This window comes from Spiroplasma endosymbiont of Amphimallon solstitiale (genome assembly GCF_964030965.1).
GTDB lineage: Bacteria > Bacillota_I > Bacilli_A > Mycoplasmatales > VBWQ01 > Spiroplasma_E.
Genome location: NZ_OZ034999.1, coordinates 2,021,275 through 2,035,164 on the forward strand (window position 1 = coordinate 2,021,275; position 13,890 = coordinate 2,035,164).

Below are 13,890 nucleotides of genomic sequence, written 5' to 3' on the forward strand. Positions count from 1 at the left end.
TTTTTAATTCACTTTCAATCTTTAAGAGGCTTTTTAGAAATCTGTGTATCTTTGTTTTACAAAGTACTAGTTCAGATTAATTCTGTCTTCAAATTTTATCATAAAATGAGCAATTGCTGTATTTCAATTTTGAATAGGCAATGTTCATTTTTTTGTTATATTTTCAATTGCTAAATAAAATATTTTAAAAACTGACATATCATTAGGAAAAGCTTTTTTGTTTCTAATAACTTTTCGTAATTGACTATTAACAGATTCAATAGCATTTGTTGTATAAATTACTCTTTTGATTTCTGCAGGATAACTAATAAAAATCATCAAATTTTCTCAATTTTTATATCAAGATTTAGCAATTTGGGGATATTGTTTATTTCATTTACTTTCAAATGATTCTAAAGCTTGCATTGCTTGTTCTTCACTACATGCACTATAAATTGGTTTTAAATCTGTAACTAGAGTTTTTCGATGTTTGTATGAAACATATTTTAAACTATTTCGAATTTGATGAACAATGCATAATTGATGTTCTGTTTTAGGATAAACTGCTTGTATTGCTTCTGACATGCCTGTTAAATTATCACTACAAGCAATCAAAATATCATTTAAGCCTCGATTTTTCATTTCTGTGAAATTAGCTAATCAAAATTTAGCACCTTCATTTTCACTAATTCATAAGCCTAAAACATCTTTTTTACCTTCTAAATCAACTCCTAATGCTATATAAACTGATTTATTAATAATCCGTTTATCTTGTCGAACTTTAACTACTATACAATCAAAATAAACAATCGGATAAACGCTTTCTAATGGTCGATTTTGTCATTCTTTGACATCATCAATAACATCATCAGTAATTTGACTAATAACATTTTCACTAATATCAGCACCATGATATAACTCTTGTAACTGCATTCTAATGTCAGATAGAGTCATACCTTTTGCATATAGTGAAAGCACTTGTTGATCAAAACCATCAAATCTTCGCTGTCTTTTTGCAACTATTACAGGAGTAAAATCACTATTGCGATCTCTTGGTACATCAATCTCAATTTTACCTTGTTGAGTTATTAATTTTTTTGAACTTGTACCATTACGAGCATTTTCAGTATTACTATGTTGATTTTTTTCATATCCTAAATAATTTTGCATTTCAGAATTCAACATTTTTTCAACTAAACGTTTTGTTAATTCTTTATATAAACCCCCTTCTTTAAAAACTGTTGTTAAATCTTCAGTATTTTCTAATAATAAATCTACTGCTTTTGATATTGGATCATTATTATTAATATTTTGTTTTTTAGCCATCTGTAACTCACTCTTTCTAGTCATTTAATTATATTTACTAGAATTAATTAAACATAGTTATTTTTGTAAGTTACACAGATTACTAAACATTGCCTTTTTGTATAATTGATTCGCAAAGTGTTAAAAATACAGATACTACTGAAAATAAAGGTTATGATGCTGGTAAAAAGATTTCAGGCATAAAACGTCATATTGTTGTTGATTCTCAAGGTTTACCACATGCAATTTACATAACCACAGCAGAAAAAACCTTTAATTTTGTAGAAAAGTAATGATACATGATAAAGTGTTATTTTTAGAGAATTTTTACACTAAATAATGTTACTTTTAACAAATTTTTAATTAAAAATAATATTTTAAGTGTAAATTGATGAATAATTTTTGGTCATCCATACTTTTCTACATAATTAAAAGAAAAAACAGATCGTAATAGCGCTATAATAATGATTGAAAATGAAAAAGAAAATCTTTCTGCAGTTCAAAAAATAATAGTAGATGCTGGTTATACTGGTGAAAAATTTGCTTCTGAAATCAAAACAATCATAAATGCAAATGTTGAAGTGATAAAACGTAATGAATTACATACTTTTGTAGTATTACCAAAAAGATGAATTGTAGAACGAAGCTTTGCTTGATTAGAAAAATACAGAAGATTATGAAAAAATTGTGAAAGAAAACTAAATACTAGTTTACAAATGGTTGTTCTTTCATTTATTTCAGTTTTATTAAAAAGATTCTAAACAGGTTCTAATACCGAGAATAATTTAGCTGCTGGAATATTTGCTGAACTTTGACAATATCAAGGAGAAAATAGTAGTAGTTAAAGTTAATAAAAAAGAAAGAAAAAAAATAAGATAAATAAAGTTAATGTATAAATTTATATAATTTAAGTAAATAAAATTATTCCGACAATGTTTAGTAATCTGCGTAACTTACAAAAATAACTATGTTTAATTAATTCTAGTAAATATAATTAAATGACTAGAAAGAGTGAGTTACAGATGGCTAAAAAACAAAATATTAATAATAATGATCCAATATCAAAAGCAGTAGATTTATTATTAGAAAATACTGGAGATTTAACAACAGTTTTTAAAGAAGGGGGTTTATATAAAGAATTAACAAAACGTTTAGTTGAAAAAATGTTGAATTCTGAAATGCAAAATTATTTAGGATATGAAAAAAATGAACATAGTAATACTGAAAATGCTCGTAATGGTACAAGTTCAAAAAAATTAATAACTCAACAAGGTAAAATTGAGATTGATGTACCAAGAGATCGCAATAGTGATTTTACTCCTGTAATAGTTGCAAAAAGACAGCGAAGATTTGATGGTTTTGATCAACAAGTGCTTTCACTATATGCAAAAGGTATGACTCTATCTGACATTAGAATGCAGTTACAAGAGTTATATCATGGTGCTGATATTAGTGAAAATGTTATTAGTCAAATTACTGATGATGTTATTGATGATGTCAAAGAATGACAAAATCGACCATTAGAAAGCGTTTATCCGATTGTTTATTTTGATTGTATAGTAGTTAAAGTTCGACAAGATAAACGGATTATTAATAAATCAGTTTATATAGCATTAGGAGTTGATTTAGAAGGTAAAAAAGATGTTTTAGGCTTATGAATTAGTGAAAATGAAGGTGCTAAATTTTGATTAGCTAATTTCACAGAAACCTGAATTGTAAAATTAAAAAGGACACTTATATAAAAATTAAATTGTGTTAATTCTATAATTAAGAAAAGAAAGGAATTAGTACAATGTATAAGTATCTGACTATTGAATCAATAATAGCAATAAAAGAATATAAAAGTTATGGATTTTCGATTCGTAAAATAGCAAAAGCCATTGATTATAGTAAATCAACTGTACATAGAGTTTGTAGATTATTAAATCAAAACTTATTACCATTAGAAATATTGAATAAAATTCAAAAAAATAAACAAAATGCAGGTAGAAAATTAATAATTTTAACTTTAATAGAAATTAATACTATTAATCATTTGTTAATTACTAAAAATTATGCTCTTGATATAATTGCTAATTTTTTAAAGGAAAATAAAATAAAAAGTATTTCAACAAAAACTTTATATAACATGTTTAAAACAAATCGAATGGGTTTTGATGAAAATAACTTATTGAGAAAAGGAAAAAATAAACCTCACAAACAAAAAGAAACTAGGGGCAGAATTAATAATTGTAAGTCTATTCATGAAAGAAATTTAATCATTCCTAATATTAAAAATATAGAAGAATTTGGTCATTTAGAGGGTGATACTATCATTGGTAAAGATCATAAAAGTTCTATTATTACTTTAGCTGATATATGATCAAAAACCACAATTCCTTTAGCAACTAAAAATAATAAATCAGAAAATATTACAAAAAGTATAATAAAATTTATTTCAAAGTTACAAAAAGGAACAGTTAAAACTATTACTTTTGATCGTGGTAAAGAATTTAGTAAATGAAAATTAATCGAAAAAAATTGTAATGTTAAGATTTATTTTGCAGATCCTGGTAAACCTTGTCAAAGAGGTTTAAATGAAAATAATAATGGTATTTTAAGAAGATATTTACCAAAATCTACAGATCTATCTTCATATAAACAAAAAGATTTAAATACTATAGCATTTCAAATTAATTCTACACCCAGAAAATCACTATCTTATAAAAGACCAATAGATTTAATACAATTATTTTAAAAAACTGTCCCATTTATATTTACAATTCAGGTATTAATTAGCAATAATGCTATTAAAGTTAACTATATATAGTATATAATTAATTAGAAAGAGCATATAAGTGGAGGAATAAATGACAGATAATCAAAAATATATTACTGTTAAAGGTGCACGTGAACATAATTTAAAAAATGTTAATATTAAAATTCCAAAGTATAAGTTAGTAGTTATTACTGGTGTCTCAGGAAGTGGTAAATCATCATTAGCTTTTAATACAATTTATGCAGAAGGAAGGCGAAGATATGTTGAATCACTTTCAGCCTATGCTCGTCAATTTTTAGGAAACAGTGAAAAACCTGATGTTGATGCTATTGATGGTTTAGCACCAGCAATTTCTATTGATCAAAAAACTACAAGTAATAATCCTCGCAGTACTGTTGGTACTGTTACTGAAATTTATGATTATTTGCGTTTACTTTATGCACGGATTGGAACTCCTTATTGTAATAAGGGTCATGGTCCAATTAGCACGCAAACTTTAAAAGAAATGGTTAATAAAATTAAAACGTTAGAAGATAATACTAATATTGAAATTTTAGCACCAGTTATTAATGCTAAAAAAGGTAGTCATCAAGATTTATTAGCAAAATTAAAACAAGAAAATTTTTTGCGAGTTAAAATTAATAATAAAATATATAGTTTAGATGAACCAATTGAATTGAATAAATCATTACGTCATGATATTGATATTGTTATTGATCGTATTAAATTTACCAATGATGATAATATTATTTCACGAATTCATGATGCTTTAGAAGTTGCTTTAAATCATAGTAATGGTTTAGCAAAGGTTATTTTATCGCAAACAAATGAAACGTGATTATTTTCTCAAAAATATGCTTGTAAAATTTGTGGATTTTCAATTCCCAGTTTAGAACCGCGTTTATTTTCTTTTAATGCACCAAGTGGAGCGTGTTTTGATTGTAAAGGTTTGGGAGTAAAATTAGAAGTTGACGAAGAATTATTAATGCCGGATTTAAAATTATCAATTAATGATGGTGGCATTCAGTATTATAAAAACTTAGTTGGTACTAGTAATTTAGAATGACAAAAATTAAAAGTTCTTTGTTATCATTATTTAATTGATTTGAATCAACCATTAAAAAATTTAACAAAAACACAACTTAATTATATTATGCGTGGTAGTGATGAAGCCATTACTTTCAGTATTACTTCGGCAAATGGTCGTAAATATCCTAATCATGATTATATTGAAGGCATTGCCACTTTAATTGAAAGACGTTTTTTAGAAACAACTAGTGATTTTGCCCGTGATTATTATCGTAAATTTATGAGTGAACGTACTTGTTTAACTTGTCAAGGAACAAGATTAAATGAATTTGCACTAGCAGTTAAAATTAAAGATGAAAATAATAAAGAAATGAATATTAGTCAATATACTAATTTAGACATCGAAGAAAGTTTAACATTTATGTTAAATATTAAATTATTACCTTATCAACAAGAAATTGCTAAATTAATATTAGTAGAAATCATTAATCGTTTAAGTTTTTTAACTAATGTTGGTTTAGGTTATTTAAACTTATCACGAATGGCACAAACTTTATCTGGTGGTGAATCACAACGAATTCGATTAGCAACTCAAATTGGTTCACAATTAACGGGAGTATTATATGTTCTTGATGAACCTTCAATTGGTTTACATCAACGTGATAATGTTAGGTTAATTGAAACTTTAAAACAAATGCGAGATCTTGATAATACATTATTAGTAGTAGAACACGATGAAGATACAATGTGAGCAGCAGATTGATTAATTGATATTGGTCCAAAAGCTGGAATTTATGGTGGTGAAGTAATTGCTGAAGGTACACCACAGCAAGTTGCTAATAATCCTAATTCAATTACTGGACAATATTTAAATGGTGAAAAATTTATTGCGTTACCTAAATCAAGAAGAAGTGGTAATGGTAAAGTTATTGAAATTCAAAAAGCACAAGCTAATAATTTACGTAAAATAAATGTTAAATTACCTTTAGGTAAATTTATTTGTGTTACTGGTGTTTCAGGAAGTGGTAAATCAACGCTTGTTAATGATATTTTATATACTAGTATTCAAAAGTATTTGGGTTTAAAGGGACAACGACCAGGAAAACATAAAGCAATAAAAGGGATTGAATTTATTGATAAAATTGTTGCTATTTCGCAAGAACCAATTGGCAGAACACCAAGGAGTAATCCTGCTACTTATACTTCAGTTTTTGATGATATTCGTGATTTATTTACACAAACACCAGAAGCAAAAATTAGAGGATATGCTAAAGGTAGATTTTCATTTAATGTACCGGGAGGAAGATGTGAACGTTGTTCTGGTGATGGTGTTATTAAAATTGCGATGCATTTTTTACCAGATGTTTATGTAACTTGCGAAATTTGTGAAGGAAAACGTTATAATAGTGAAACATTACAAGTTAAATATAAAGGTAAAAATATTTATGATGTACTAGAACTGCCTGTTGATTTAGCATTAACTTTTTTTGCTAATCATCCAAAAATCCATAAAAAGTTAGCAATGATAAAAGAAGTGGGATTAGGATATGTAAAATTAGGGCAACCCGCTACTGAATTATCTGGTGGTGAAGCACAAAGAGTGAAACTAGCTAAAGAATTACAAAAACGTGCTACTGGCAAAACTATGTATATTTTAGATGAACCAACTACTGGTTTACACGTTGATGATATTAAAAGGTTAATTGAAGTTTTAAATAAAATTGTTAATCATGGTGATACTGTTGTTGTAATTGAACATAACTTAGAAGTTATTAAAGTTGCTGATTACATTATTGATCTAGGACCTGAGGGTGGTAAATTTGGTGGTGAAATCATTGCTACAGGAACGCCAGAACAAGTAATAACAAATCCTAAGTCTTATACTGGACAATATTTAAAAGCAGTTATTAATCGCGATTTGAATAGAAAATAATTAAAATATTTTCTGTAGTATTCTTGAATTTTAACAAAAGAAGTGGAGAAATAAAATGTCTTTAGAAGTAGTACCAAATTTAAAAGAAATACTTATAAATTCAACTATACAAAATGTTAAAAGTAATATAATAAAGTTAAAAGAAGTTTTTAGTACTTCTTCTAAGATACAATACTTAGAATATTGATTTATTTTTTTTGAAAAAGATTTTTTTAAAAAAAATTTAAAAATAATGGAAAAACAGTATCAATGAATGCAAAAATTTTTGGTGAAAGTAAAAGATGAAGTAATTAATGATGAAAGAAAAGAACTTGAATTTCTTTCTTTTAAGTTTGAAAAAGAAAATTTTTTTCCATGAGATAAAGAACTAGAGTTTGAATTACTTGAATTTACTTTAATATGAGAAGGAACAAAAACAGAAGGAAAAGGATAAACTTATTGATAAAATTACAGCATTAAAAATAGAATTAAATTGTAAATTAAGTAGTAAAAAATGAGAATTAAAAGAAAAATTATATAAAATTAATAATCAACAAGAAATTATTTTAAATTTTCATAATAATAGTCTTAAAAAATTAGAAGTTTTTCAAAAACAGAAAACAAGTAAGATTTTTAAATTTAAAAGTAAATTAGTTAAGTTTTTAACTTTTGGTTATTATAATTTTGAAATAAGATTAGTTAATAGAATAGAATGTGAAAAAGTTGTTTTAAATAATCAAAAAGAGCAACTTTATAAAATTGGATTAAAAATTTGTAATATCAAAAAAAGTTTAAATAAAGTTGAAATAAAAATTAGAAAAAAAAGACAAAGACTTAATTTATTTAAAGAAAATATTGTCTCTTTTGTTAAGGAAATAAATTCAATTAATGTACAAAATACTGAAATTTCAACAAACAATAGATTAATAACACAACTATAGTTATTCTTTTTATTTGTAATCTAAAATTGGAGAAAATTATTTCCATTTATATGATAAAATTTTATTTATATATAGACATGAAAGGATTTGTCACTTTGGAAAAAAGAGTATATTTTTTAAAGTTTAATAAAAAAATTCTTAAAATGGATTTAATAAGTTTTGGAACTGGTTTAATAGGTATTTTTTTGGGAATTCTAAGTATTTTAGCATTACAACCTTTTTGAGATAATGATAAAGCATCACTTTGAATAACTGTTGTTGCAATTTTTTTTGATATTACTAGTTTTACTTTAGCTTTTCTACCTTTTTTCTTAATGTTCCGTTTAATTAGATTAAAGAAAACTTTGATAAAACAAAATATGAAATTATATCGAAAAGATCAATTTAGTATTTCGCTTGATTTTATTAGTTTTTGTTTAGGTATTATTGGAACAAGTTGCGAAATTATTAGTGTTATTGTGCTTTTACCTCAATTTAATGATAATAAAGTTTTTTCATATCAAATTACTATTGTTGCTGTTGTTTTAAATATTATTAGTTGTATTACTTGTTTAATGGCAACATTAATTACTATTAATATTATTAAAGATTATAAACAAAGAGGAAATTCTTTTAATTTTGTAGAAAAGTAGTGGTAAAATAAAAAAAGTCATCAACTTGACTTAAAATTTGATTTTATTAAATTTTGGGATTTATTTTTTTACAAACTGAAATATAACACATTGGATTTTTGATAAGGGGTTAATCCGTAGTGTTGATATTTTCATTTCCATAAATTGAGGTAATTTTGAATATTGGTAAATCCAATGCCATGGTAATGAGTAATAAATTCTTTTAAACTTGATTGTATTTTACTGACATTACTTAATTTTTTATAATTTAATTCTTTATTTTCTTTTGATTTAAACTGCTGGATAGTGGATTTAGTTTGTTTAGCTACTGTATCATATAATACTTGCATATCACAAACTATAATTGAATTTTCTTCGATAAGTTTCGATGTTAAGTTTTCTTGTACTCATTTTTTATTTAATCTTTTAGTATTTGTTGTTTGAGCATAGATATTTCGGTTTTCATCAATTGCCATTTGAATACAACAATTTAAATCTTTAGCATTTTCTTCAATTCATTGTTTTCTTGGATCATTTGGATCTTTAAAGTTTCCTTTATGAATTTCTTTGATAAAAGTTTCGTCAACTTCAATTCTAGCTTTTAATTTTACAAATTGATTTTGTGTTTTTACTAATTGTGTTGATTTCATAAATTTTTGACGATTAAATCAGGCAGTTTTATTTGTAGTATTAATAAATTGAGAAATAATGTAAGCAGATTGACCTAAAGTAGCTATTTGTATCAATAAATCTCATTGATCATGAGATAAATGACTTCAATAAAAATAATGATTTTTAAAAGCATGAAAAGTAATATTACAACTTTTACATTTATATCTTTGCTTATAATCTTTACTACCATATTTAGTACACAAAAAAGAACTACAATCTGGACATTGAATCCCTTTCTCTTTGAATTTTTGTTCGACTGCTTCAAATTTTTCTTTTTTCTCAATTTGTTTAATTCTAGTTTTATTTTCTCTAAAAATCTCAATAAAATCTTTATCAGACAAATTATTTAAAATTTCTTTTACTGTATTTTTATTCATTTAAAATCACCTCTTTAATGTTAAAAATACCATATAAAAATATATTTTTGCTAATTTTACTAATACCACTACTTTTCTACAAAATTAAAGGGAAATTCTATTATTTAAATATGATAATGTCCACTTTTAGCATAATTATTTTTTGTACTATGACAAGCTAAATCAATTATGTTAAGATATTTTCAGTTTAAGTTTATTGTTAGAAGGAGAAGTCATGAATAATAATGAAAAAATAAAAGGTAACTTTTATGTTCTAGGAGATAGTTTATCAGACACAGGAGCATTAGTAAGTGGTTTTACATCTCTTTTTAAGCATTTAAAAATACCTAAAATAGTTAAAATGTTGCCACCATTTTATAAAAATTCTTTTTCTAATGGTCCTGTGGCAGCACAAATTATTGCCGATTATTTGCATATAAATTTAACTTCTGCTTGAAGATTTGACCTTTTTTTATTTGCTGATGAGCAAATTGGTAATAATTATGCAGTTAGTGGAGCTTTAGCTAGTAGAAAAAAAGAATTAACAGTAGAAAGTTTTGTTATTAATCATTTTGATATTACTCATCAAGTAGATGCTTTAATTAGTCAGCATCATATTAATAGTAATGATATAATTTTAGTTGAGTTTGGTGGTAATGATATTTTATATGCTTTTAAACAATCATTATTAAACGACCAAGAAGAAATTATTAATAAATCAGTTGAGTTAATAAAAAATGCTTTAACTAAATTGATAAATAAGGGTGCTCAACGTATTTTATTATGTAATGTGCCTAATATGAGTATTATCCCTTTATTTAAAAATAAAGAAAAAGATAAGGAACGTATTTTAAATTTAACTACTAATTTTAATAAAATGTTAGATAGTGTTATTGAAGAATTAAATAAAAATAAAAAAAATATTATTAAATATGATATGTTTGCAGCAATAACAAACGCTATTAATAAGTTTAAAAACTTGAATATTAATAACAATATTATTGATGCAGCAGTTACTACTGATTTTAGTGAAATAATTAATAATGGTATTATTGTTCCTCATTTCAATGAAGGTGTTAATGAAGAAAATATTAATAATTATTTCTTTTTTGATAGCATTCATCCTAATAAATGAGCACATAATATTATGGCTCAAGAATTAATTAAATTGATAAATAATAATAAGAATTAATTAGAAATATTTATTTATAAGAGTTATAATTTTGTTATAAAGGAAAAAAATAAATATGAAAAAAGAATGAGTTAAATTAATTAAAGTAGGCTTTATGCATGGTGTTGAAGAACCTTGATGTAATAACAAAGGTGTTGCAATATTACCATTTATAATTAAAGATGATGGTAGTCGTTATTTTATGCAAACATGTGAGAGTAATCCTTTATTTAATAAAAATAAGCCTTTAATTTTGTAGAAAAGTAATGATACATGATAAAGTGTTATTTTTAGAGAATTTTTACACTAAATAATGTTACTTTTAACAAATTTTGAGGCTTTTTAGAAATCTGTGTATCTTTGTTTTACAAAGTACTAGTTCAGATTAATTCTGTCTTCAAATTTTATCATAAAATGAGCAATTGCTGTATTTCAATTTTGAATAGGCAATGTTCATTTTTTTGTTATATTTTCAATTGCTAAATAAAATATTTTAAAAACTGACATATCATTAGGAAAAGCTTTTTTGTTTCTAATAACTTTTCGTAATTGACTATTAACAGATTCAATAGCATTTGTTGTATAAATTACTCTTTTGATTTCTGCAGGATAACTAATAAAAATCATCAAATTTTCTCAATTTTTATATCAAGATTTAGCAATTTGGGGATATTGTTTATTTCATTTACTTTCAAATGATTCTAAAGCTTGCATTGCTTGTTCTTCACTACATGCACTATAAATTGGTTTTAAATCTGTAACTAGAGTTTTTCGATGTTTGTATGAAACATATTTTAAACTATTTCGAATTTGATGAACAATGCATAATTGATGTTCTGTTTTAGGATAAACTGCTTGTATTGCTTCTGACATGCCTGTTAAATTATCACTACAAGCAATCAAAATATCATTTAAGCCTCGATTTTTCATTTCTGTGAAATTAGCTAATCAAAATTTAGCACCTTCATTTTCACTAATCATAAGCCTAAAACATCTTTTTTACCTTCTAAATCAACTCCTAATGCTATATAAACTGATTTATTAATAATCCGTTTATCTTGTCGAACTTTAACTACTATACAATCAAAATAAACAATCGGATAAATGCTTTCTAATGGTCGATTTTGTCATGTTTTGACATCATCAATAACATCATCAGTAATTTGACTAATAACACTTTCACTAATATCAGCACCATGATATAACTCTTGTAACTGCATTCTAATGTCAGATAGAGTCATACCTTTTGCATATAGTGAAAGCACTTGTTGATCAAAACCATCAAATCTTCGCTGTCTTTTTGCAACTATTACAGGAGTAAAATCACTATTGCGATCTCTTGGTACATCAATCTCAATTTTACCTTGTTGAGTTATTAATTTTTTTGAACTTGTACCATTACGAGCATTTTCAGTATTACTATGTTGATTTTTTTCATATCCTAAATAATTTTGCATTTCAGAATTCAACATTTTTTCAACTAAACGTTTTGTTAATTCTTTATATAAACCCCCTTCTTTAAAAACTGTTGTTAAATCTTCAGTATTTTCTAATAATAAATCTACTGCTTTTGATATTGGATCATTATTATTAATATTTTGTTTTTTAGCCATCTGTAACTCACTCTTTCTAGTCATTTAATTATATTTACTAGAATTAATTAAACATAGTTATTTTTGTAAGTTACACAGATTACTAAACATTGCCCAAATTTTTAATTAAAAATAATATTTTAAGTGTAAATTGATGAATAATTTTTGGTCATCCATACTTTTCTACATAATTAAAAAAATAAGCTGGGTAAATATAGTTCAATTACTGGTGGAGTGGAAAATAATAATCCTTTGGAAACAGTTTATAATGAAATGAAATGAGAGAAGAAACTGGCATTTTTTTAACAAAAGATACACCTATTTACTTTTTAGGTACTCATTATGCTTCAAAAATAAGCACTAAAGTATGATATTATTATGCAATTGATTTAAATGCACTTAATTTGGATATTAATGATAAATATTATGGTTATGGCGATGGAACAATAGGAGAAAATAGTTTATATAGTAAATTTATTCCTGAAACAGAATTACGGTTTTCAAATGATTCTTTTTCTCTTACAATTTATGGTAAGTTATTCAATTCTATAAACCACAATTGTTTTAAAAACATTAATTTTAAAACATTATTATTAAACAATTATTGCGATTCAAAAGCAGAAATATTTAATTCTGCAACTAATAATAATTTGAAGAGAAATATTTTTATTTCGGGTATAGCTAATAATTATGAAGAATTTGGTACTATAAAGAAAAGTAAAAAATTTGTATTTGATTTATCAAATTTCTTATGTAAAGAAAATAAGAAAATAATAAATGCATTTGGAATCGGCGTTGGTGATGAAATAGTAAGTGGTACTTGTTAAGTATGCTAAAGAAAATAGTATTGTTTTGGATAAAATTCTTGATGTATGACCATTTCCTCAACAATTTAAAAAAGTTGACCAGAATATCGTAATCAGTTAATAGATAAAGCAGACATTGTACTATTTATTTTTGGTAATAAAATGGATGAAAATAATAATATTGTTTTATCAAAAGGTGTATTAAATGAATTTGAAATTGCTAGAAATAAAAATAAAATAATAATTCCTATAGCTTCAACTGGTTATGCTGCTAAAGAAATATTTATAAAAATAGAAAATGATATAGAAAATTTTAAGTATTTAAAAGATTATTTACATGTTCTTAAGAATGAAAAAAATGCTGCAAAGATAGTTAAAACTATTATTCAAATTTTAGATAATATTAACTAGTAATATTTATTTACATTTTATTTTTTGGTGGTAATTGTGGAGGCGTACCACTTCCAATTGGACTTAGTTGTCCTAAATAATTAATAAAATGGTAATCTCATTTTTCAGAAACTAAATCACCAGTATTTTTTTCATTTTTATTTTTATCAATAGTTTCATAAATATGATTTAAATTTTGATTGATAGATGATGAGATAATATTTTTTAATACTAATTCAAAAGGAATATAGTTGCTATTCATAAAAAGTTAACATCAATTTCTAATATTTTAATTTTTAACAAATTATATCATAATAATTTTTACTTGATAATGAAATGTTTAGTAATTTTTATTATATTATTCAATA

9 protein-coding genes and 5 pseudogenes are annotated in these 13,890 nt (G+C 24.6%); 10 read left to right on the top strand and 4 right to left on the bottom strand.

The genetic code is table 4. The features are described 5' to 3' along the window. Window positions 1-66: 66 nt before the first annotated feature. Complete coding sequence (locus AAHH39_RS12570; RefSeq protein ID WP_342219359.1) at window positions 67-1,305, bottom strand: IS256 family transposase; 1,239 nt, start codon at window positions 1,303-1,305, stop codon at window positions 67-69. Window positions 1,306-1,400: 95 nt separating this feature from the next. Between AAHH39_RS12570 and AAHH39_RS12575 the strand changes: the two are divergent. The 7 genes and pseudogenes from AAHH39_RS12575 to AAHH39_RS12605 all read left to right on the top strand — a co-directional run. Further along, window positions 1,401-1,556: pseudogene (locus tag AAHH39_RS12575) on the top strand (transposase); the annotation flags it as partial. A gap of 165 nt (window positions 1,557-1,721) precedes the next feature. Next, window positions 1,722-2,045 (top strand): annotated as a pseudogene (locus AAHH39_RS12580) (transposase); the annotation flags it as partial. 261 nt (window positions 2,046-2,306) lie between these two features. After that, window positions 2,307-2,990: pseudogene (locus tag AAHH39_RS12585) on the top strand (IS256 family transposase); the annotation flags it as partial. Between the two features lie 86 nt (window positions 2,991-3,076). Next, the gene (locus AAHH39_RS12590; RefSeq protein ID WP_342217458.1) at window positions 3,077-4,021 is read left to right on the top strand and encodes an IS30 family transposase; all 945 of its coding nucleotides are present in this window, start codon (window positions 3,077-3,079) and stop codon (window positions 4,019-4,021) included. 112 nt (window positions 4,022-4,133) lie between these two features. After that, window positions 4,134-7,004, top strand: coding sequence for an excinuclease ABC subunit UvrA (gene uvrA, locus AAHH39_RS12595; RefSeq protein WP_342218325.1), 2,871 nt, complete (start codon window positions 4,134-4,136; stop codon window positions 7,002-7,004). Between the two features lie 55 nt (window positions 7,005-7,059). Beyond that, entirely contained in the window at window positions 7,060-7,437 is a 378-nt protein-coding gene (locus tag AAHH39_RS12600) for a hypothetical protein (RefSeq protein WP_342218326.1), read from the top strand. 672 nt (window positions 7,438-8,109) lie between these two features. Next, window positions 8,110-8,556, top strand: coding sequence for a hypothetical protein (locus AAHH39_RS12605; RefSeq protein WP_342218327.1), 447 nt, complete (start codon window positions 8,110-8,112; stop codon window positions 8,554-8,556). A 68-nt stretch (window positions 8,557-8,624) separates the two neighbouring features. On the opposite strand, the gene AAHH39_RS12610 is transcribed toward AAHH39_RS12605, so the two are convergent. Beyond that, the gene (locus AAHH39_RS12610) at window positions 8,625-9,584 is read right to left on the bottom strand and encodes a transposase-like zinc-binding domain-containing protein (RefSeq protein WP_342217794.1); all 960 of its coding nucleotides are present in this window, start codon (window positions 9,582-9,584) and stop codon (window positions 8,625-8,627) included. Window positions 9,585-9,798: 214 nt separating this feature from the next. Between AAHH39_RS12610 and AAHH39_RS12615 the strand changes: the two genes are divergently transcribed. Then, window positions 9,799-10,755 carry an SGNH/GDSL hydrolase family protein gene (locus AAHH39_RS12615; RefSeq protein ID WP_342218328.1) on the top strand — a complete coding sequence of 319 codons (957 nt, stop codon included), beginning with the start codon at window positions 9,799-9,801 and terminating at the stop codon, window positions 10,753-10,755. 55 nt (window positions 10,756-10,810) lie between these two features. Next, the gene (locus AAHH39_RS12620) at window positions 10,811-10,993 is read left to right on the top strand and encodes a hypothetical protein (protein ID WP_342218329.1); all 183 of its coding nucleotides are present in this window, start codon (window positions 10,811-10,813) and stop codon (window positions 10,991-10,993) included. 116 nt (window positions 10,994-11,109) lie between these two features. Here the strand turns inward: AAHH39_RS12620 and AAHH39_RS12625 are convergent. Next, window positions 11,110-12,347: pseudogene (locus AAHH39_RS12625) on the bottom strand (IS256 family transposase). Window positions 12,348-12,604: 257 nt separating this feature from the next. On the opposite strand from AAHH39_RS12625, the pseudogene AAHH39_RS12630 reads away from it, so the two are divergent. Further along, window positions 12,605-13,543, top strand: a pseudogene (locus AAHH39_RS12630) (hypothetical protein). 10 nt (window positions 13,544-13,553) lie between these two features. Here the strand turns inward: AAHH39_RS12630 and AAHH39_RS12635 are convergent. Beyond that, on the bottom strand, window positions 13,554-13,784 hold the full coding sequence (locus AAHH39_RS12635; RefSeq protein ID WP_342218330.1) for a hypothetical protein: 231 nt from the start codon (window positions 13,782-13,784) through the stop codon (window positions 13,554-13,556). Window positions 13,785-13,890 lie beyond the last annotated feature (106 nt).